General features: G+C 63.8%; 13 protein-coding genes and 1 pseudogene. 11 read left to right on the plus strand and 3 right to left on the minus strand.

The window, feature by feature from the left end; translation table 11 throughout:
• Positions 1-20 precede the first annotated feature (20 nt).
• The 3 genes and pseudogenes from AC5O5I_RS13880 to AC5O5I_RS13890 form a co-directional block, all read left to right on the plus strand.
• Positions 21-10565: a cadherin-like domain-containing protein gene (locus AC5O5I_RS13880; protein WP_494512736.1), complete on the plus strand. Its 10545-nt coding sequence runs from the start codon at positions 21-23 to the stop codon at positions 10563-10565.
• Positions 10566-10598: 33 nt separating this feature from the next.
• Positions 10599-12122 carry a TolC family protein gene (locus tag AC5O5I_RS13885; RefSeq protein ID WP_494510953.1) on the plus strand — a complete coding sequence of 508 codons (1524 nt, stop codon included), beginning with the start codon at positions 10599-10601 and terminating at the stop codon, positions 12120-12122.
• A gap of 147 nt (positions 12123-12269) precedes the next feature.
• Positions 12270-12431 (plus strand): annotated as a pseudogene (locus tag AC5O5I_RS13890) (Na+/H+ antiporter NhaA); the annotation flags it as partial.
• A 252-nt stretch (positions 12432-12683) separates the two neighbouring features.
• Here the strand turns inward: AC5O5I_RS13890 and AC5O5I_RS13895 are convergent.
• The 3 genes from AC5O5I_RS13895 to paaY all read right to left on the minus strand — a co-directional run bounded on the left by AC5O5I_RS13895 (position 12684) and on the right by paaY (position 14762).
• Positions 12684-13037, minus strand: a complete 354-nt coding sequence (locus AC5O5I_RS13895; RefSeq protein WP_372242854.1) for a helix-turn-helix domain-containing protein — start codon at positions 13035-13037, stop codon at positions 12684-12686.
• A gap of 124 nt (positions 13038-13161) precedes the next feature.
• Positions 13162-14085: a phenylacetic acid degradation operon negative regulatory protein PaaX gene (gene paaX, locus AC5O5I_RS13900; protein WP_175586110.1), complete on the minus strand. Its 924-nt coding sequence runs from the start codon at positions 14083-14085 to the stop codon at positions 13162-13164.
• Positions 14086-14162: 77 nt separating this feature from the next.
• A complete protein-coding gene (gene paaY, locus AC5O5I_RS13905) occupies positions 14163-14762 on the minus strand; it encodes a phenylacetic acid degradation protein PaaY (protein WP_172220950.1) in 600 nt (199 codons plus the stop codon).
• A gap of 353 nt (positions 14763-15115) precedes the next feature.
• On the opposite strand from paaY, the gene paaF reads away from it, so the two are divergent.
• The 8 genes from paaF to paaB all read left to right on the plus strand — a co-directional run bounded on the left by paaF (position 15116) and on the right by paaB (position 22816).
• Positions 15116-15889, plus strand: a complete 774-nt coding sequence (gene paaF / locus AC5O5I_RS13910; RefSeq protein ID WP_494510954.1) for a 2,3-dehydroadipyl-CoA hydratase PaaF — start codon at positions 15116-15118, stop codon at positions 15887-15889.
• A 35-nt stretch (positions 15890-15924) separates the two neighbouring features.
• Positions 15925-16716 (plus strand): 2-(1,2-epoxy-1,2-dihydrophenyl)acetyl-CoA isomerase PaaG, encoded by a 792-nt coding sequence (gene paaG, locus AC5O5I_RS13915; protein ID WP_494510955.1) that lies wholly within the window; start codon positions 15925-15927, stop codon positions 16714-16716.
• 2 nt (positions 16717-16718) lie between these two features.
• On the plus strand, positions 16719-18236 hold the full coding sequence (paaH, locus tag AC5O5I_RS13920) for a 3-hydroxyacyl-CoA dehydrogenase PaaH (RefSeq protein ID WP_494510956.1): 1518 nt from the start codon (positions 16719-16721) through the stop codon (positions 18234-18236).
• Positions 18229-18669: a hydroxyphenylacetyl-CoA thioesterase PaaI gene (gene paaI / locus AC5O5I_RS13925; RefSeq protein WP_172220962.1), complete on the plus strand. Its 441-nt coding sequence runs from the start codon at positions 18229-18231 to the stop codon at positions 18667-18669. The genes paaH and paaI overlap by 8 nt, the downstream gene beginning before the upstream one ends.
• Positions 18662-19882 carry a 3-oxoadipyl-CoA thiolase gene (gene pcaF, locus AC5O5I_RS13930; protein WP_172220965.1) on the plus strand — a complete coding sequence of 407 codons (1221 nt, stop codon included), beginning with the start codon at positions 18662-18664 and terminating at the stop codon, positions 19880-19882. The genes paaI and pcaF overlap by 8 nt, the downstream gene beginning before the upstream one ends.
• A gap of 121 nt (positions 19883-20003) precedes the next feature.
• Positions 20004-21323: a phenylacetate--CoA ligase PaaK gene (gene paaK / locus AC5O5I_RS13935; protein ID WP_172220967.1), complete on the plus strand. Its 1320-nt coding sequence runs from the start codon at positions 20004-20006 to the stop codon at positions 21321-21323.
• Between the two features lie 196 nt (positions 21324-21519).
• On the plus strand, positions 21520-22509 hold the full coding sequence (gene paaA / locus AC5O5I_RS13940; RefSeq protein ID WP_494510957.1) for a 1,2-phenylacetyl-CoA epoxidase subunit PaaA: 990 nt from the start codon (positions 21520-21522) through the stop codon (positions 22507-22509).
• A gap of 25 nt (positions 22510-22534) precedes the next feature.
• Positions 22535-22816, plus strand: a complete 282-nt coding sequence (gene paaB / locus AC5O5I_RS13945; RefSeq protein ID WP_004374528.1) for a 1,2-phenylacetyl-CoA epoxidase subunit PaaB — start codon at positions 22535-22537, stop codon at positions 22814-22816.
• Position 22817: the final 1 nt, after the last annotated feature.

The following is a 22817-nucleotide window of genomic DNA, read 5'->3' on the forward strand; positions in this document are numbered from 1 at the left end:
CTTCTGAGCAGGGTACGGAAATGGACATCAAGAGCAGAGCCGGCTTTGCCACTGTTTCACGCCCCCGATCGCAGACGGTGGCACTTGAACAACGCATCCTGTTCGACGGCGCCGCCGCAGCCGCCGTCGATCAGCAACACCACATCGATGCCAGCCCTGCCGAGTCCAAGGACAGCAGCCACCCCGCGCCCACCGCCAGCGAGGCGCAAACCGGCGCCCCGGTGCCCGCCGCACGCAACCTGGTGGTGATCGATGCCCGCGTGGAAAACCGCGACCAGTTGGCAGCCAACCTGCCAGCCGGTACCACCGCGCTGGTAGTCGACCCTGGCCAGGATGCGATCGCCGCCATCAGCAACGCCTTGGCGCAACTGGGCAAGATCGATTCCATCCAGGTGTTTTCGCACGGCACCTCCGGCCAGTTCACCCTGGGCAACCAGGTCTTCACCCGTCAGACCGTCGAACAACTGGGTGACCGCCTCAGCGCCTGGCGCGGTGAGCTGAACAGCGGTGCAGATATCCAGTTGTACGGGTGCGACGTTGGCACCGGTAGCGCCGGCCAGGCGTTGGTCGACGAGCTGGCACGCTGGACCGGCGCTGACGTCGGCGCCTCCAGCAATGCCACCGGCAGCACGCTGGCGGGCGGCGACTGGCGCCTTGAGGTCAGCAACGGCGATGTCGACAAGGCCATTGCCCTGGCGGCCACTACCCTGGACAGTTTTCACGGCCTGCTGGCCGATGCCAGCCCTACGGCCAGCCTCGGCAGTGCCGGCGCCGATGTGCAGTTGGGCGAGCAGTTCACCTTTACCGTGAGTTTCAGCAACCCCTCCTCCCAGGAAGGTTATGCCCCGTTCATCGACGTGTTCATGCCGACGACCGGGCGCGACGGCGATGACGGCGCCATCTTCGTCGCCGCCACCTACCTGGGCCAGGCGGTGAACAGCTTCGTGATCACCTTCGATGCCAACGGCAATGCCGTGCACCCGCTGGCCAAGGACGCCAGCGGCAATGCCGTGGTGATCAACGCCGCCACCGTGGGGATGAAGCCCGGGGACCAGATGGTGGTGCTGCAGCTGCCCTACGCCAGTGTCACCAACGGCCAACCCAGCATCGATGTGCAGATCACCGCGCAGCTGAGCAACCTGGCCGACACCCCCTACTCCGACGGCGCGCCGAATCTCACCATCAATACCCGAGCCGGCTTCGAATACGGCAACGACTCACTGAACAACCCAGCCCAGGATCCGAGCCTGGTTGAAAGCGCGCTGCACAGTTTCGTCATTACCCCGACCCTGCTGAAAGTCACGCAAACGGTGAACATGCCCGAAGGCGAAACCGTCACCGGGCCCAACTTCACCCGCACCCAGACCGTTACCGTGACCCCGGCGCCAGGGCAGACCCTGAGCAATGTCACCGTCACCCAGACCGTGCCCGACCAGGTGCATGTCAGCGCCATCATCCCGGGCACGGGAGGCACCCTGACGTCGGTCACCCTGCACGACGGCACCGTCCTCACCAACCCGGCCCTGATCGCCCTGGCACTGGCCAACCCCAATGCGTTCGTAGCCAGCTACGACATCCATTACGACAGCCTCAGCGCAGCCAGCGAAACCCAGGTCAGTTTCTATGTGCCGGAAATCGACGCCAATGGCCGGCCAGTGATCGACCCGGCCACCGGCAACCCGGTGCAGATCGACTTTGGCACCGCCAGCGTGACCGGCAGCTGGAACCCGCTGGATCCACGCGACCGCCCCACCGATCCGGACGGCTACCCGTTCAGTGAAACCGGCAATGGCCAGGGGGTTACCTTCGTGGCCAAGTCGATTACCCTGCTCAAGCAGGTCAACCTGCAGAATGATATCGGCTCGACCGGCCTTACGCCCGGCGACACCTTGCGCTACACCATGGACGTAGCCGTCTCCGACTTCTTCGCCTTTGGCGAGAACATCCTGGAGCAAGGCCAGTTCACCCTCACCGACCTGCTCAGCGATGGCCAGACGTTCGACCCGGGCAACCCGCCCACCCTGATCATCCAGCAGCATGGCGTCAGCCAGAGCACCGCCTTGGTCTACACCCAGACGATCAACGCCGACGGCAGCACCACGCTAGTCTTCGACATTGCCGAATCCATCCGTCAGGCCGTCGCCGGTCCGGGCATCGCAGCGCTATTTGGAGACCTCTACGACGACACGGTGCAGGAAGGCGCCACACGCCTGAGCATCGTCTACGACGCGACGATCGACACCAGCTACACGAGCGACCACCCGCCTCATGACGAGCTCAACGAAGGCGACAGCGTCGGCAACAATGCCACGGTGGACGCCACCGTACTGCGTGACTCGGTCAACCTCGGCGGCCTGCAGACCGACGGCTCAGGCACCTTGAGCACCATCGACACCTCCGCTGTCGATATCGAGCTCACCCAGGTCAACGGCGGCAACCCGCCGACCAACGGTGAACTGCGCCCGGGTGACGTGGTGACGTTCACCCTCAGCTATGACCTGCTGGTTGCCGACTACGAGAACTTCAAGCTCACCGCCTACCTGCCACTGCCCTTGCTCGACGCCAGTGGCATTGCCTGGAGCTTCGGCACCGGCGTGGGCCAATGGGCGTTCGGCATCGGCAATACCACGCTCGATGTACCCGACAGCGTCGCGACAGGCCCCGGCAACTCGATCATCTTCGACTTCGGCAACTATGTATCCGGCGGGCTAAACGGCGCCACGGTGCAGGTGCGCTTCACCATGGTCGTCGGCGACCAGCCCTATGCCGACCAGCGTGAGCTGGACGTGCTGGCGCAGTCGAGCCAGACCACCACGGTGGACAAGACGGTACTTACGTCGTCGGATGTGGCTGTGATCGAGTCGGTTGCCGAACCTGTGCTGGACATCAAGCACGGCGTGGTCTCAAGCACCCATGGCACGGTCACCGGTACGACCGGAAACTGGACTGCGCCAGGTTCCAGTGGCGTACCGTTCAGCGGCAGCGTTACCAGCCTGGCGGCGGTGGACGGCAATGTCAGCGACATCGATGGTGCTGACACCCTGCGCCTGGCCACTGCCCTGAAGAACACCGGCGGCGGCGGCGCCTACGATGTCAGCACCAGCATCGCCCTGCCTGCCGGCCTGTCATTCGTCGGTGGCAGCCTGAGCGCGGCCAACCTGCAGATCTACCGCGGTGACGGCACCTTGCTGGTGCAGGGCACCGACTACAGTGTCAGCGGCAACGCGATCACCTTCCTTGACGCCAACGGCCAGGCCAGCTTGCTTGCCGGGCGTGCAGGCAGCGCCAGCGACCTGGCCGGCGCCAACCTGGTGGTCATCACCTACGACGTCACGGTGGACAACGCCATCCTGGCGTCCAGCACCCTGCAGAGCACTGCGGCACTGACCTATTACGCCAGCGTCAACGGCGGCCAGGACTTCACGCCGACAGACCTCACCGAAGTCGCCAATCAGCAGGTCGCCGCCCCGACCATCATCAAAGCCTACAAGGACGGCAGCCTCACCGAGGATGACTCCAGCGCCACCCACACTACCGGCAGTAACCTGGTGATTGGCGAAAGCATCACCTATGACATCGTCGTCGGCCTGCCCGAGGGCTCGACGGGCAGCCTGCGCATCAACGACCTGATACCCCCTGGCCTGCGCCTGGACCCACGGTTCAACGGCAACCTGGGCTACCAGATCATTACCACCGCGGCGGGCAGCGGCGCCTTGGCGGCCGACTTCAACGGCGTGCTCAACGTCAACCCGGTGACCCTCGACGGCAGCGACGGCGCCGACCTGATGCTGGTGTTCGACAGCGCCGGGGCCGCCGCCGACAACATCGTCGGCAACAACAGCTTTGTCATCCGCCTGGTGCTGGTGGCCAGCAATGTCACCGGCAACCAGCAAGGCACCACACTCAACAACGGCGCGCAACTGGTCTACAGCGACCCGGACGGTGACACCCCCAACGGTGCTACTGCGGTCGATCGCAGCCTCAACAGCGCCCAGCAGACCGCCGTGACCATCGTCGAGCCGACGTTGAGCGTCACCCAGCAGATCACATCCACCCCCACTTTCGGCGGTTTTGACGAGGGGGATACCGTCACCTTCACCATCACCGTGGCCAACAACTCAGGCACCGACGCATTCGACATCAGCCTGCTCGACGTGCTGCCGAGCGAAATCGACGGCCTGGTTATCAGTGGTACCATCCAGTACAACGGCGGCGCCACCAACAACACCGGCGTTGATTTCGTCATCCTCAACGGCCAGCTGGTGACAGCCAACGGTGCCAACATCGACATCGCCAATGGTGGCAGCATCGTCATCACCCTGAGCGGGGTGGTGAATGCCACTGCCGCCGGTGAAGCAGCCATTGCCAACACTGTCGAGGTGCGCTGGACCAGCCTGAACGGTAGCAGCAACACCACCGACACCGTCAGTGGCGAGCGCAGCGGCGACGATGGCCTGCTCAATGGTGGCCAGCTCAATGATTACCGGGTGCTGAGTGCCCTGCTCATTCCGGTCACCAATGGCATCCAGGTGTCGCGTGTGGGGGGTGTCAGCGATACCGCCCCGGCCACTAATACCAGCGGCGCCACCGACACCAGCGGCCTGGTGGAAACGGTGGTGGTCGGTGAAATTGTCCGTTACCGGGTAGCCGTGCTGGTGCCCACGGGCGAGAACCCCAATTACCAGATACGCATCGAACTGGCCCCGGGCCTGGAGTTCATCCCCGCCGACCTCAACAATATCCTGATTGCCTTGGTGTCGAGCCAGCTGGGTGGCCTGACCACCGACGCCACCAACCTGGTCACCAGTACCAGCATCCTGTACATGACCGGCAACCAGAACAGTGAAGTGGCCTTGCCGATCCACACCGACCTTGGCGGTACGGTGCCCTCCGGCGTTTTCGATGGCAACAATGGCCGGCTGTTGATCAATCCCAATCCCGACGGCAGCCAGACCATCACCTTCAACCTGGGCAACCTGACCAATAACGAGACCAACGACAGCGACATCGAAGGGGTGATCCTCGAATTCAACGTACGCGTGCGCAACGTCGTCGACAACCAGGCCAATACTCAACTGGGCATGACCGTATTCGAGCACGTCGGCCTCGGCGACGGGGTGGACCGCGGCAAGAGCGATACCCTGTTCGAGCGCGTGGTAGAACCCAGCTTCACCAGCATGGACAAGTCGGTCATCGACGTGGCCCCAGGCACCGTCGCCGGTACCACCGACGCCACCGTGTCGGTCAGCTTTACCCAGGATGGCGGCGTGCCCGCCTATAACACTCACCTGGCCGACCAGTTCCCCAACGGCAGCAACTACCAGGTGCAGGGCATCCTGATCAACGGCGTGGCGCTGGACCTTGCCAACCTGCCCGTCGGCGTGACCTTCACCGACGGCGCGGCCATTGCCGTGGACTTCGACCGGCTTGCGCCGAACGACACGGTCCAGGTGATCTACACCGTCACACTGCCCAACCAGACCATCGCCGACAATGCCGCCAGCTCCGCCGTGCTGACCTGGACCAGCCTGCCGACCGATTTCGAAACCAATGGCTGGGGTGGGTCGGTGCCCGATGCCGGCGGCAGCATCGATGGCGAGCGTACCGGCCAGGACGGCCCCAGCGGCCTGAACAACTACGTCCTCAGCGACGGCGCCGGCATGGGCGTGATCCAGGGCACGCTGTGGGACGACACCCGCAGCGCCAACGACAGTGTCAGCCCTGACGGCCCTGGCCTGGACGGCGTCGGCGTTACCCTCACCTGGGCCGGTGACGATGGCATCTTTGGCAACGGCGACGACCGCACCTTCAGCACCGTCACCGCCAACGGCGGCCTTTACCAGTTTGCCCTGCTGCCCTCGGGCAGCTACCTGATCGCCGTGGCGCAGGACCACCAGGCAAGTGCCAACAACACCTTCCGCGTGCGTATCGATACCGACAGCGGCGCCGCCACTGGCGGCCTGGGCAGCATCAGCCTGGCCCTGGGCGAAGGCAGCACCGGCACCGCCGACGCAGGCTACGTGCACATCAACGAAGCGCCGATCAACACGGTGGCGGACCAGCACGGCGAGGAAGATACCGTGCTGAACATCGTCGGCCTGGCCACCAGTGACGTGGACGTCAACGCCGGCAACACCGATGGCATCATGACCATTACCCTGACCGTGGTCCACGGCGTCATCTGGCAGACCGCTACGCCGCCTGCTGCAAATGCCAAGCCGCCCGCCAATGCCGGCCGCAACCTGGTACTGACCGGCACCCTGAACGAACTGAACGTGCTGCTCAGCCAGCTGTATTACAAAGGCGACCAGGACTTCAACACCTTCCGCGATGCCGAAACCCTGACCATGGTTACCCATGACCAGGGCAACTTCGGCGACGCCCCGCTCAATGGCGACGGCATCCCGGGCCAGAACCCGGCCGATGCGCTGACCGACACCGACGTGATGAACATCGTCATCGACCCCGTCAACGACGCGCCGGTCGCCCACCCTGACATTGCCATTGCCGTGGAGGCCGGTGGCTTCAACAACGGCGACCCGGGCGTCAACCCGACTGGCAACGTGCTGGGCAACGACACCGACGTTGATATCCAGACCAACGATGACGTGCTCACCGTCACCCGCATCGCCAGCAATATCGTGCCCGGCGGCGTTGCGGTAGCGCCCAACGGGGTCACCACCCTGCTGGGGCGCTACGGCACGTTGCTGATCACCGCAGGCGGCGGGTTCCAGTACATCGTCGACAACGCCAACCTTGAGGTGCAGGCGCTGCGCACCGCCGGCAACTTCATCAGCGACTTCTTCGGCTACGACATCGTCGACAGCGGTGGCCTGACCAGCAGCTCGGTGCTGCAGGTGAATATCCACGGCGCCAACGATACCCCCGTGGCCAACGCTGACGAAGGCACCGCCCTCGAGGCCGGCGGCACCAACAACACGACAGCAGGCCAGGACGCCACCGGCAATGTGCTGACCAACGACACCGATGTAGACTCGGTGGCACTGGGCGAGACCAGGCAGGTCACCGCCGTGCGCTACGACGGCCCGGGCGGCGGGCAAATCATCCCGGTCATCAGCGGCCAGGCGACCAGTGTGCAAGTGAACTTCGGCACGCTCACCATCAACACCGACGGCAGCTACCGCTACGTCATCGACAATGACAATGCTGCCGTGCAGGCACTCTCCCCCGGGCAGAGCCTGAGCGAGGTGTTCACCTACCAGATGGCCGACACCGGCGGCCTGAGCTCGGTCAATATCCTGACCATCACCCTTCAGGGTGCGAACGATGCACCGGTAGCCGTGGACGACCAGGGCAGCGCAACTGCCGGGGCGAGCGACGGCAGCCCGGCGCCGGTCAATGCCAGCGGTAACGTTATCACCGGCAATGCTGGCGTGGGGGCCGACACTGACGTCGACAACCTGGACCAGCCAACCGCCACCCAGCTCAAGGTCGACGGCGTGCGCAGCGGCCTGGAAAATGCCGGTGGTGTGCCAAGCCCGGTGGCCAACGGCGCGCCCGCCGCCATTACTGGCAGTGTGGCGCGGCTGGCCGACGGCAGCTTGATCATCGGCAGCTTCGGCCAGCTGACCCTCCATGAGGACGGCAGCTACAGCTTCGCGGTCAACAGCGCCGAGCCGTCGATCCGGACGCTGACTGCCGGGCAAAGCCTGGACGTGATCTTCACCTACCAGATCCATGACAGCGGCGGCCTGACCGACCAGGCGCAACTGGTGATCACGGTGACCGGGGTCAATGACCCACCCATCGTCAACCCGGTCAGCATCGATGCCATCGAAGCCGGCGGGCTGAACAACGCTCAACCGGGCCTCGACCCTGCCGGCAGCATCCGCGGGGCCTACAGCGACCCGGATGGCGATACCCTGACCATCAGCGCAGTGGTCAGCCCCAATGGCATCAATGGCACCCCTGGCCAAGCCTTGGTCGGCAACTACGGCAGCCTGGTGCTCGATGCCCAGGGCAATTACAGCTATGTGGTAGACAACAGCAACAGCGCGGTGCAGGCCCTGCGGACCGATGCCGACCGACTCACCGAGGTATTCCAGTACAGCGTCAGCGATGGCAACGGCAAGGTCGTCAGCGCCACCTTCACCGTAGTCATCCATGGCCGCAACGACACCCCCACCGCCACAGACGACAGCGCCATCGCCATCGAGGCCGGGGGCGTCGACAACGCCACCCCGGGGCAGCCCGGCAGCGGCAACGCCCTGGACAACGACAGTGATGTGGATGCCGGCGACAGCAAGACCGTCGATGGCATCTACCTGGGCACCCTCGCCGCCGGCGGCACCTTCATCCAGGTCAATGCCGGTGCGACCGTGGTCGTCGGTGCCTATGGCACGCTCAGCATCGATGCCAACGGCAACTACGTCTATACCGTCAACGACAGCCTGGCCGCCGTGCAGGCACTCAAGGCTGGCGAGCAGCTGCGCGAAACCTTCAGCTACCGCATGCATGATACCGACGGTGCCACCTCGCAGGCGCAGATCAACATCACCCTCGAGGGCCGTTACGACACCCCGGTAGCCAACGACGATTTCGCTTATGCGGTGGCCGTGGACGACGATGGCAGCGGTGGGCGCAACCCCACGGGCAATGTGCTGAACAACGACACCGACGTCGACGCCAACGACAGCAAAGTAGTGACCGCCGTGGGCCTGGGCGCCGAGGGCAGCAACCCTGCCCTCGACCCGCTCACCGGCAGCGCGACCTTGACCACCAACTTCGGCACCCTGACCCTGAATGCCGACGGCAGCTACCGGTTCGTGGTCAATTCCAGCGACCCCACCATCATCGCGCTGGGCCCGCTGGGCTTCGTCATCCAGCGCTATACCTATCAGGTCACCGATGGCGGCGGTTTGAGCGACACCGCTACCCTGACCATTTTCATTCGCGGCGAAAACCAGCCGCCAGTTGCCGTGCCCGATCAGGGCTTGGCCATCGAAGCCGGTGGCGTGGACAACAACATCCCGGGCAGCGACCCCGCTGGCAATGTGATGGAAAACGACAGCGACCCGGACACCATCAACATCCTGTTCCCGGAAACCCTCGAGGTACTGGCCTTCTGGAGCGGTGACGGCCCGCTGCCAGCCGACGCCACCGTGGTCGGACAGGCCCTGCGTGGCCAGTACGGCGACCTCACCCTCAATGGCGACGGCAGCTGGAGCTACGTGCTGGACAACAGCCTGCAGGCGGTACAACAACTGCGCACCAGCGGCCAGACCCTGGTCGACCATTTCACCTACCTGCTGGCCGACTTCTGGGGCGGTACCGCCAATGGCCTGCTGACCATCACCGTCGACGGTCGTAACGACTACCCCGCGGCCAATGACGACACTGCCACCGCCGTGGAAGCCGGCGGCGTTAACAATGGCACTGTCGGCGTCGATCCGCGCGGCAACGTGCTGGACAACGACACCGATGTCGACGGCGTGCAGTACGGCGAAACGAAAACTGTCCTGCAGTACACCGCCGAAAATGGCCAGACGGCCACGGCCGGCCAGGCACTGCTGGGCCTGTACGGTACGCTGCTGATCACTGCCGACGGCACTTACCAGTACATCGTCGACAACAGCAACCCGATCGTGCAGGCCATGCGCACTGCGGGCGAGTCGCTCAGGGAGGTGTTCACCTACCGCATGCGCGATACCGACGGCATCACCGCTGACGCGCGCCTGACGGTCACCGTACAGGGGGCCAACGACAACCCGGTCGCCCGTGACGACAGCAACAGTGCCAGCGACCAGGTCCCGGCACCGCACACAAGCGGTAATGTGCTGCCCAACGACAGTGATGTCGACGGGGGGGACGCACTGACCGTAACGGCCATCCGCACCGGCCAGGAAGCCGGTTCTGGCGCACTCGGCGTGATCGGCCAGCCCATCGCCGGCCAGTACGGCACCCTGATGCTCAATGCAGACGGCAGTTACACCTATACCATCGACCTGAGCAACCGCGAGGTGCTGGCTGCGGCGGGGCTTGGCCAGGTGCTCAGGGACACGTTCACCTACACCATCAGCGACCTGGCCGGGGCCACTGACCAGGCACAGCTGGTCATCACCCTGGACATTTCCACACCGTACATCCCTCCTGGCCCGTATCTCGGGCGCGATGGCCGGGACACCCTGGGTAGCCTGCCACTGCCAGACGTCAGCCCGGCCGTCTTCGTCGCACCGGTGGTCGAACGCATCAATCAGAGCCTGACGCTGTCGGCCTGGGGCACCGATGGCAGCGATGTGCGCCTGTTCGCCACGCCCGAGGTCGAAAGCCAGTCGCTGGGTAGCCAGCTTGGCCAGGTAAACGGGCAGTTCGTCGCTGGCGCGGTGGCGCAAAGCCGCCAAGCCAGCGCCGAGGACCAGAACTGGGTCGACGGCCGCCATGGGGTAGTCAGCCTGACCGCAGATGGCCTGCTGCCCGACCATTCCCTGTGGGCCACCACGCACACCGACATGGTGGCGCAGCCAGAGAAACCGCCACAGTCTGCCCGCGGCTTCCGTGCGCAACTGCGTGAAGCGGCCCAGCGCCTCGGCAGTAGCGCCCCATGAGCCGATCATTCACGGATTGAACAAGGACTGTCTATGCCAGTTTCAACTTTGAAAAGCTTTAGCACCTTCACTGCCGTCAGTGTGCTGCTCAGTGCCTGTTCGGCCTTCGAGCCCAAGCCTTACACCGAAGACGAAATGCGTCAGCGGGTGATCGAGGACCAGGCGCGCATGTACAAGGAGCAGGAGCCGGTCCACGGGCCGATCACCTTCTATGAAGCCTCGGCGCGGGCCCTCAAGTACAACCTCGACTACCGCCTGAAGCTGCTGGAAAGCGCGCTGGCCTCCGACCTGCGCGACGTGTCGAGCCACGAGATGCTGCCGCGGCTGGTGGCCTCTGCCGGTTATGCCGGGCGCAACAACGATTCCGGCGGCACCTCGATCGGTATCGAAGACCGCCAGGTGAGCTTGCGCCCGTCCACCTCGGAAGAACGCTATCGCACCCTGTACAGCCTCGGCCTGTCCTGGAGCCTGCTGGACTTCGGTGTCGCCTACTTCCGTACCCAGCAGAAGAATGACCAGATGCTGATGGCGGAGGAGCGCCGCGAGAAGGTCGCGCAGAACGTGCTGCAGGACGTGCGCAATGCCTACTGGCGTGCCCTTGGCGCACAGCGCCTGCTGCCCGAGGTAGACGGCCTGCTGATGCGCACCCACCGTGCCCTGACCTCGGCCCGTGAAGCCGAAGGCAAAGGCCTGCTGCCGCGCCAGGACATCCTCGCCTACCAGCGCGCCCTGCTCGATTCGGTGTACATGCTCACCGTACGCCGCCAGGACCTGGAATTCGCCCGTGCCGAGTTGGCCGCGCTGATGTCCCTGCCCCCCAACACCCGCATGGTACTGGCCGATAACAGCGAACAGCCGCTGCCACTGTTGACCGGCAATGTCGAACAGCTGGAACGCCTGTCACTGGAGCACCGCCCGGAAATCATGGAAGAGTGGTACCGCAAGCGCGTCAGCATGAATGACCTGAAAATCGCCAAGGCACAGCTGTGGCCAAATGTGAGCTTCAACTTCGGGTACGAGTACGATTCCAACAAGTACCTGTACAACAGCGACTGGAACCAGACCGGCATCAATGTCTCCATGAACCTGCTGCGGCTGCTGCAGTACCCGGACATCTCTGCGGCACAACAAAGCCAGGAAAAGACTGACGACATGCGTCGCACCGCACTGTCGATGGCAATCCTGACGCAGGTGCGTGTTGGTGTGCTGCGCTACCACCTGGCGCGACAGGAAGTGGAATTTGCCGACGAAAGCCTGCGCGTGGACAAAAGCCTGCTCAACTACGCGCAGTCCTCACGCAACGCCGCGCTGGGCAGTGAACTGGAGCTGATTCGCGCGGAGGGCCGAATGCTGTTGTCGCGCTACCAACGTGAGGCCGCCTATTCAGATGCCCAAGCGGCGTGGGGAAGGCTATACAACTCGATCGGCTTCGCCGTGATGCCCAAGGAAATCGCCCAGCACGATGTGAAAACGCTGGCACGTGACATTGAGCGCACGGTTGAACAACAGAGCCGGGACAGCTTGCTGGCAGGAGGGCAACAGCAAGCCGAACGCTGAGCGGACGCCCTGATATCAGGGCGACTACCTCAACAAGCAGCGACATGCGGGAGTTCTTGCGCCCATGCAAAAAAACCTAGTGCCCCGCGCCCAGCAAATTGCCGAGCGCGCCTTCGCCAATTATTTTCCCAATCGCTGCACTTCTGAATCAACGACGGGCTCATGACCATCTCCTTCCTGGTGGTTGGCATGGAGATCCGCCGGGAAATTCACGAGGGCGCCCTCTCCAGTCTGCGCCAAGCCTCCCTTCCGATGGCGACGGCCATCGGTGGTGTGGTGGTGCCTGCGCTGGTGTACCAGGGCTTCGGTCTACCTGAGCATACGCTCCGAACTCGTCGCATCGCAGGCCATATCTAGGTCATTACCTGCGAGCGGTTCTTGGTAATGCCGGCGTAGGCTTCGGCGCGCAGGGGTAATTGATCGGGTCGGGCACCCAGCCGCCCCGTGCTACCTGGTCGGGAGAATACAGGAACTCTCCCTGCTTGCCTTTGAGGGTAAGACGGCCAAGCGTCACGACCTCGGTCGTTTCGGGGTGCTCCATATAGATGTAGGCGCGGGACATCAGAACGCCTCAGGCTTGGGTTTTGCCAGGCGCACGCGCTTGGCTGCAATCCCCACGGCTGCATCGTCGTCCTGGGCAAAACGTGTGATCTGCGAACGTTTCTCCAGGTCATCCAGCGAGGTGAAGACTACATCGCTCAGACCCAGCCGCCAGAGCACGAGCATGAACGAGCGCAAGTCCACCAGCTCCGATCCGCTCTCGATTTTGCGCAGCACATGTGGCGAAACCCCGATCGCTTCCTTGAGGTCGGCCTGGCGCACCCCTAGCGCCAAGCGTCGTGCTTTGACCAGCAAGCCGATTTTACCGAGGGTATCGGCACATCCCACAGGAAAAAACTCAACCATAAAGGTCACCGGGATCAACCTTAAATTGCCTAAAGTTAACCACAGTACGCATTAAAAATGAAGGCAACAGGTTTAATATTCATGGGGGTAAACCTTATGGTGCATAAGGCTAACCATGCTAGATATTAATTCATCAAGCCAACCCGCCAAAACGCTTGTAGAAGCTCTCGTTCACGTCCGGCAAAGGCCCGTCTGCGGTCTCCAGGGCGGCATTCAACCACTCCTCCGCCTTGGCGAATACCAGGCGATAGAGGTTGCGGCACAACTGTCGTGCAGCCCTTCCCTCCCAATCCCCTGGCAGCAGCTCGTCAGGCAATTGCGGGTCGCGCAGCAGCAGCCGGCGGTACTCGTGAATCAGCAGCGTGCGTGCCAGGAAGCAATCCTGCGCATCAAGCTGCGGCTGTTCCTTCAGCCCTTGCCATAGCGGCCTGAACAGTTGAATGAACTCGCTGTACTGCTGCCCCAGCTCGTCGATACGCCAACTTTCCCGCACCTGGGCGCGCATCGCTTTGGACGCAAGCACTTCCTGGGTGTGGGTTTCGAAGACAATGCTGTCGTCGCTGGCTTCCAGGTCACGCAAGGTGGCGGCCAGGTCGGCGCGGTCTGCCCGCGGGCAACCCAGCAGGTTCGGCGCCATGACACCAAACCCCTGCCACTCCAGCTCTTCACGCAAGGCCTTGCGCTTGCCGGCCTCGAGTTGCGATAGCAGTACCAGCGTCCAGGCCCCGTCCCAGGCTGGCTGGCTGGGGCTGTACACCCGCTTGAAGGCTTTTTCGAAACGCCGCCGGCCGGTGCCGGTCAGGCTGTAATAGCTGCGCCGGCCAACCTTTTCGGCGGTGAGCCAGCCTTCCTTGGTCAGGCGGAAGATCGACGTGCGGATCAGCCGCTCATTGATGCCGATCGGTTCCAGCAGGTTGATCAGGCTACCCAGCCAGACCGTACCGCCGTGGGGCTCGATGGCATCGCCGTACAGGGTGATGATCAGGGAACTGGCGCGGATCGGCGTCTGCTCCTGAAAGCGAGTGATCAGGGTATTGAGTGGGGCAAGATTGCTCATGGGCGAACTGTGCGCGGATAAAGCACCGACTATACCTGTGCGACGGGCCGCCTGGCCAATACGTGAGGCTGGCAGGCTCATGCCGTTACCTGGCCTTTGGGCCGAACACCGGTGTCTTCCATGCGTGGGCGCCCTGCTTCGGCCTGGGCCAACGGCGGGCATTCGACCATGCTGTTCATGCAGCGCTGCGCCAGGTGCTGGTACTCGGCGGTGCCGCGCTGTTTCCAGGCCAGTTCCTGGTCGGTCAACGGGCGTTTGACCTGCGCCGGCGAGCCCATCACCAGGCTTTGCGCCTCACATTGGAACCCGGCTTTGACGAACGCGGTTGCCGCGACGATGCAGCGTGGAGCGATGTGGGCGCCATCCATGACCACCGCGTTCATGCCGATCAAGGCGTCTTCGCCTACGCGGCAACCGTGCAGTACGGCGCCGTGCCCGACATGGCCGTTGCGCTCTACTACAGTGTCGCCCCCCGGGAAGCCATGCATCACGCAGGTGTCCTGCAGGTTGGCACCCTCCTCGAGCACGATGCGACCGAAATCCCCCCTAAGCGATGCCAAAGGGCCGACATAGCACCGAGGGCCGACGATGACATCGCCAATCAGCACTGCGCTGGGGTGCACATAGGCCGTCGGGTGCACTACGGGCGTCAGGCCATCCAGTCGATAGCAAGGCATGGGAAACCTCCTGAAATGATTTGAAGTTCCATGCGATCTTGTATCACATGGAAATGCATCGTCAATCCGATTTGGGATGTATCGCTTTTGAAAGGTTGGGAGATCAGAATCAATAATCAGGGTCCTAGGCCTAAAAAGCTTGAGGTTAGGCCGTTATTCAGTCATGTCAGCGAATGTTGGCTTCGTTGCTCATTCGGATAAAGAGATACACGGACAGATTGTTATGCTTGCCTAAATGTATCGCATGATGCATATACTGACTTCACCCGGTCGTGAGCCACCGCCACGCCCCTGCAAACAACAAGAAATGCCGGCCCCACGATGTGCCGTGCGTGCAGCCAGAGGAACCCGACATGCCGCGATATCTCGATGTGCAGGCGCCTGAGAACGGTGTCCAGCTCATGACCTTGCAACGGCCCGAGGCACTCAACGCCCTGTGTACCGAGCTGCTGGCAGAGCTGGCAGCAGCGTTGGCCGCAGCCGCGCAGAACGACCACATCGGCGCCGTGGTGATTACCGGCAGCCGCAAGGCGTTCGCCGCAGGCGCCGACATCCGCGAGATGGCCGAGCGCGATCTGGTCGGCATCCTCAATGACCCACGTGTGGCCCACTGGCAAAGCATCGCTGCGTTCGCAAAACCGCTGATTGCCGCCGTCAACGGCTATGCCCTGGGCGGTGGTTGCGAACTGGTGATGTGCGCCGACATTGTCATCGCCGGCAGCGACGCCCGTTTCGGCCAGCCGGAAATCACCCTCGGCATCATCCCTGGCGCTGGCGGCACCCAGCGCCTGGTGCGGGCCGTGGGCAAGCCGCTGGCCATGCAGATGGTGCTGACCGGCGAAGCCATCACCGCCCGCCACGCCCAACAGGCCGGCCTGGTCAGTGAACTCACTCAACCGGAACTTACCGTGGAGCGCGCCATGCAGGTGGCGCGCAGCATCGCTGCCAAGGCGCCGCTGGCAGTACGGCTGGCCAAGGAAGCACTACTGAAGGCCGGCGACACCGACCTGGCCAGCGGCCTGCGTTTCGAGCGCCATGCCTTTACTTTGCTGGCCGGCACTGCCGACCGCGCTGAAGGTATTCAGGCGTTTCAGGAAAAGCGCCCGGCACGTTTCCAGGGCTGCTGACCCACCCTTTCCTCGACTGACGGAGCGAGCCTGTCATGACTTTCCAGCACATTCTGTTTTCCATCGAGGACGGCGTCGCCCTCCTCTCGTTGAACCGCCCGGAACAGCTGAACAGCTTCAACACCGCCATGCACCTGGAAGTACGCGAGGCGCTCAGGCAAGTGCGCCAGAGCAGCGAGGCGCGGGTGTTGCTGCTGACCGGTGAAGGCCGTGGCTTCTGCGCCGGCCAGGACCTGTCCGACCGCAACGTCGCGCCCGGGGCCGACATGCCGGACCTGGGCGAGTCCATCGACCGGTTCTACAACCCCTTGGTGCGCACCTTGCGCGACCTGCCGCTGCCGGTGATCTGCGCAGTCAATGGCGTGGCCGCGGGTGCCGGGGCCAATATCCCGCTGGCCTGCGACCTGGTGCTGGCGGCCCGCTCGGCCAGCTTCATCCAGGCCTTCTGCAAGATCGGCCTGGTGCCGGATTCCGGTGGCACCTGGTTGCTGCCACGCCTGGTCGGCATGGCCCGGGCCAAGGCGCTGGCCATGCTGGGTGAGCGCCTTGGCGCCGAACAGGCCCAGCAATGGGGGCTGATCCATCGCGTGGTGGACGATGTCGCGCTGCGTGACGAAGCCTTTGCCCTTGCCCGTCACCTGGCCACCCAGCCCACCTATGGCCTGGCGCTGATCAAGCGCAGCCTGAATGCCAGTTTCGACAACGGCTTCGATCAGCAGCTGGAGCTGGAGCGCGACCTGCAGCGTCTGGCCGGGCGCAGCGAAGACTACCGTGAAGGCGTGGGTGCCTTCATGAACAAGCGCACGCCGTCATTCACGGGGCGCTGATCATGAGCCAACTCGCAAGCAATGTGCAGGTGGCAGTGATCGGTGCCGGCGCAATGGGCGCCGGGATCGCCCAGGTCGCGGCGCAGGCCGGGCACCCGGTAAAACTGTACGACACCCGCCCGGGTGCCGCCGCCCAGGCGGTGGACGGCATCAACCGGCAACTGGCCCGGCTGGTGGAAAAAGGCAAGTTGCAGCCAGGCGAGCATGAAACCATCAGCGCCCGCCTGTGCCCGGTCGACACGCTCGAAGCGTTGGCCGATGCAGGCCTGGTGATCGAAGCCATCGTCGAGAACCTGCAGGTCAAACAGGCGCTGTTCAGTCAGCTGGAAGCCTTGTGCGGCAAAGACTGCATACTCGCCAGCAACACGTCGTCACTGTCCATCACCAGCCTCGCTGCCGGGTTGTCGCGGCCGCAGCAGGTGGTGGGCATGCACTTCTTCAACCCCGCACCGCTGATGGCGCTGGTCGAGGTGGTCTCAGGCCTGGCAACCGATCCGCCAGTGGCCGCCTGTGTCTACGCAACCGCCCAGGCCTGGGGCAAGAAGCCGGTGCGCACGCGCTCCACACCGGGCTTTATCGTCAACCGTGTGGCGCGGCCGTTCTATGCCGAAAGCCTGCGCCTGCTGCAGGAAGGTGCCGCCGATTGCGCCAGCCTCGATGCATTGCTGCGTGACGCTGGCGGTTTCCGCATGGGGGCCTTCGAGCTGACTGACCTGATCGGTCACGACGTCAATTACGCGGTTACTTGCTCGGTATTCGATGCCTTCTATGGCGATTTCCGCTTCCAGCCATCGCTGGTGCAAAAAGAGCTGGTGGACGCCGGTCGCCTGGGCCGCAAGACTGGCCAAGGCTTCTACAACTATGCCGCAGGCGCCGAACGCCCGCAGCCAGCAGAACTGCACAGCCCTGCCATTGCCGAAACCTGCGTGGTCGAAGGCAGCCTGGGGGTGATGCAGCCATTGGTTGAACGCCTGCGCAAGAACGGTATAGCCGTCACTCAGCGTGCCGGCAGTGGCCTGATCCAGGTGGGCGACGCCACCCTGGCACTCTCCGATGGCCGCCTGGCCAGCCAGCGCGCCCGTGAAGACGGGCTGCGCAACCTTGTGCTGCTGGATCTGGCGCTGGACTACAGCACGGCCAGCCGACTGGCAATCACGTGGTCAGCCGATACCACCGACAGCGCCCGCGATCACGCCGTGGCGCTGCTCCAGCGTGCCGGTTTCAAGGTGACGGCGGTTGCTGACCTGCCCGGCCTGGTAGTGCTGCGCACCGTAGCCATGCTCGCCAACGAAGCCGCCGATGCCGTGCTGCAGGGTGTCGGCAGCGCCGCCGACATCGACCTGGCCATGCGCGCCGGGGTCAATTACCCCTGCGGCCCTCTGGCCTGGGCAGCGGCTGTCGGCATCCCTCATACCCTGCGCGTGCTCGACAACCTGCAGCGCAGCTACGGCGAAAGCCGCTATCGCCCTTCCCTGCTGTTACGCCGTTGCGAAGCCAATGGAGGCACCTTGCATGACTGAAACCGAACTGGCACAAGCCTGTGCCGACGCCATGTATGCCCGTGACCAGGCCAGCCAGGGCCTGGGCATCAGCCTGCTGGATGCCGGTCCGGGTCGGGCGAGCCTGCGCATGCCGGTACGCGCCGACATGATCCAGGGCCACGGCACCTGTCACGGTGGCTTCCTGTTCGCCCTGGCCGACTCGGCGTTCGCCTTTGCCTGCAACAGTTATGACCAGGCCACTGTGGCGCTGGGCTGCAGCATCGATTACCTGGCGCCAGCGCTGCGCGATGATGTGCTGACCGCCCATGCCAGCGAGGTCAGCCGCAAAGGCCGTACCGGCCTGTACGACGTACGCATCGACAACCAGCGTGGTGAGCTGGTGGCGATGTTCCATGGCAAATCCTACAAAGTGCGCGGCACCGTGCTGGCGCAGGAGACCCAAGATGACTGAACACTCCCTCGCCGATGCCTTGATCATCGACGCCGTGCGCACACCCATCGGCCGCTACGGCGGGGCCTTGAGCAGCGTGCGCGCCGATGACCTCGCGGCCATCCCGCTCAAGGCCCTGCTCCAGCGCCACCCCGAACTGGACTGGAAAGCCGTCGACGATGTGATCCTCGGTTGTGCCAACCAGGCCGGCGAAGACAACCGTAACGTCGCCCATATGGCCAGCCTGCTGGCCGGGCTGCCCCTTGAAGTGCCGGGTACCACCCTCAACCGCCTGTGCGGTTCTGGCCTGGATGCCATCGGCAGTGCCGCCCGCGCCCTGCGTTGTGGCGAGGCCGGTTTGATGCTGGCCGGTGGTGTCGAATCGATGTCGCGTGCGCCGTTTGTCATGGGCAAATCCGATCAGGCGTTCGGCCGCTCGGCCGAGCTGTTCGACACCACCATCGGCTGGCGTTTCGTCAACCCGCTGATGCAGCGTGGCTTTGGCACCGACTCGATGCCGGAAACTGCCGAGAATGTGGCTGAGCAGTTCGGTATTTCCCGCGCCGACCAGGATGCCTTTGCCCTGCGCAGCCAGCACAAGGCTGCAGCGGCACAGGCGCGTGGCCGGCTGGCACGGGAAATCGTGCCGGTCGAGATCGCCCAGCGCAAAGGCCCGGCCAAAGTGGTCGTGCACGACGAACATCCGCGCAGCGATACCACCCTTGAACAGTTGGCCCGGCTCGGTACTCCGTTTCGTGAGGGTGGCAGCGTCACCGCCGGCAACGCCTCCGGGGTCAATGACGGCGCCTGCGCCCTGCTCCTGGCCAGCAGTGACGCTGCCCGCCGGCACGGCCTGAAGGCCCGTGGCCGTATCGTCGGCATGGCCGTAGCCGGCGTCGAACCCAGGCTGATGGGTATCGGCCCGGTACCGGCAACCCGCAAGGTGCTGGCACTCACCGGCTTGTCGCTGGCAGACCTGGACGTCATCGAACTCAACGAGGCCTTCGCCGCACAAGGCCTGGCCGTGCTGCGCGAACTGGGCCTGGCCGACGACGACTCGCGGGTCAACCGCAATGGCGGTGCCATCGCCCTCGGGCATCCGCTGGGCATGAGCGGTGCACGCCTGGTCACCACCGCCTTGCACGAGTTGGAAGAGACCGCTGGCCGTTATGCGCTGTGCACCATGTGCATCGGTGTCGGCCAGGGCATTGCCATGGTTATCGAGCGCCTCTGAGCGGCTCGGACCATCGGCCTGTTACCGAACCGAACGCAGCCGTATATGCTGCGCTCATGACACTCACCGTGCGGCCTGCAACCGCTGCCGCGCGGCGTACAAGAACAATTCGAGTGAAGCCATGAACATGTACCATGATGCCGATCGTGCCCTGCTGGACCCGCTGGAAACCGCCAGTATCGACGCCCTGCGCCAGCACCAGCTGGAGCGCCTGCGCTGGAGCCTGAAGCACGCTTACGACAACGTGCCGCTCTATCGCAAGCGTTTTGCCGAGTACGGCGCACACCCCGACGATCTCAAATGCCTTGAAGATCTGGCCAAGTTCCCCTTCACCGGTAAGAACGACCTGCGCGACAACTACCCTTACGGCATGTTCGCCGTGCCCCAGGAAGACGTGGTGCGCCTGCATGCGTCCAGTGGCACCACCGGCAAGCCGACCGTGGTGGGCTACACCCAGAACGACATCGACACCTGGGCCAATGTGGTCGCCCGCTCGATTCGCGCCGCTGGCGGGCGCAAAGGCGACAAGGTGCATGTCTCCTACGGCTATGGCCTGTTCACCGGCGGGCTGGGTGCGCATTACGGCGCCGAGCGCCTGGGTTGCACGGTGATCCCCATGTCCGGCGGCCAGACCGAGAAGCAGGTGCAGCTGATTCGCGACTTCCAGCCCGACATCATCATGGTCACCCCGTCCTACATGCTCAACCTGGCCGACGAGATCGAACGCCAGGGTATCGACCCGCACGACCTCAAGCTGCGTCTGGGAATCTTCGGCGCAGAACCGTGGACCGACGAGCTGCGCCGTTCCATCGAGCAGCGCCTGGGCATCAACGCCCTCGACATCTACGGCCTGTCGGAAATCATAGGCCCCGGGGTGGCGATGGAGTGCATTGAAACCAAGGACGGCCCGACCATCTGGGAAGACCACTTCTACCCCGAGATCATCGACCCGGTCACCGGTCAGGTCCTGCCGGACGGCCAGCTGGGCGAGCTGGTATTCACCTCGCTGAGCAAGGAAGCCCTGCCGATGGTGCGCTACCGCACCCGCGACCTGACCCGCTTGCTGCCCGGTACGGCCCGGCCGATGCGGCGGATCGGCAAGATCACCGGCCGCAGCGATGACATGCTGATTATTCGCGGGGTCAACGTGTTCCCGACCCAGATCGAAGAACAGGTGCTTAAAATAAAACAGCTTTCAGAGATGTACGAGATTCATCTGTATCGCAATGGCAATCTCGACAGTGTCGAGGTGCATGTGGAGTTGCGTGGCGAGTGCCAGCACCTCGATGAGGGCCAGCGCAAGCTGCTGACCGGCGAGCTCAGCAAGCAGATCAAGACCTACATCGGCATCAGCACCCAGGTACAGCTGCAGCCCTGCGGCTCGCTCAAGCGCTCCGAGGGCAAGGCTTGCCACGTCTTTGACAAACGCTTGGCCAGCTGACCCGTTCGGCTTGCCTTCCAGGCCCCGGCATTGTCCGGGGCTTTTTTTTGCATTTTATCTGCCGGCCCTTTCGCGGGTGAACCCGCGAAGAGGCCCGAAAGCGATACACAAATATTATTCGATACACACAAATATGTTTGACGTTATGTTTTGTATCGCTTACAAATGACTCATGCCTTAGCAGGAGTCGGAACACATGTACGCACAGCTAGTGGAAACCGGAGTCAAGCGGGTCAAGTCGCTGGAAGAAATGTCCCCCGAGGAACGCAACTTTCAGGAAAAGATCGACGCCGAGATCAAGATCGAAGCCAAGAACTGGATGCCCGAGGCTTACCGCCAGACCCTGATCCGGCAGATCTCCCAGCACGCCCATTCGGAAATCGTCGGCATGCTGCCCGAGGGCAACTGGGTCACCCGTGCCCCCAGCCTCAAGCGCAAGCTGCAACTGATGGCCAAGATCCAGGACGAAGCCGGCCACGGCCTGTACCTGTACAGCGCCATGCAAACCCTGGGCGCCGACCGCGATGAAGAAATCGCCAAGCTGCACAGCGGCAAGGCCAAGTACTCGAGCATCTTCAACTACCCCACCCTCAGCTGGGCCGACATGGGCGCGGTGGGCTGGCTGGTGGATGGCGCCGCCATCGTCAACCAGGTGGTGCTGCAGCGCACCTCCTACGGCCCCTACTCCCGCGCCATGATCCGCATCTGCAAGGAAGAGAGCTTCCACCAGCGCCAGGGCTACGAAATGCTCCTGACCATGATGCGTCACGGCACCCAGGCCCAGCGCGACATGGTCCAGGACGCCATCAACCGCCTGTGGTGGCCGTCGCTGATGATGTTCGGGCCCAGCGACGAGCACTCGCCCAACAGCGCTCAGTCGATGGCCTGGAAAATCAAGCGCCAGACCAACGATGAGTTGCGCCAGCGCTTCATCGACCAGACCGTGCCGCAACTGGAACTGCTCGGCTGCACTGCCCCCGACCCGGAACTGAAGTGGAACGCCGAGCGCGGCCACTACGATTTCGGTGCAATCCAGTGGGACGAGTTCTACGAAGTGCTCAAGGGCAATGGCCCGTGCAATCAGGAACGTGTCGCCACCCGGCGCCAGGCCATCGACGACGGCGCCTGGGTACGCGAGGCCGCGGTGGCCTACGCGCGCAAGCAACAGAACAAGAACGCCGCTTGAGCGGCGATTGATGCGGAGATCGAAAATGTCTGTCTGGACCCTTTACGAAGTGTTCGTGCGCAGCAAGCACGGCCTTAACCACAAGCATGTCGGCAGCGTGCATGCCGCCGATGCCGCCATGGCCATCGAAAACGCCCGCGAGCTTTACACCCGCCGCAGCGAAGGCGTCAGCCTGTGGGTAGTGCCTTCGGCACTTATCACCGCCTCTTCGCCTGACGAGAAAGACCCGCTGTTCGCCCCGTCGGACGACAAGGTCTACCGCCATGCCAGCTTCTACGAACTGCCCGACGAAGTCGGACACATGTGAG

This window comes from Pseudomonas sp. 9_2_1 (assembly GCF_059295275.1).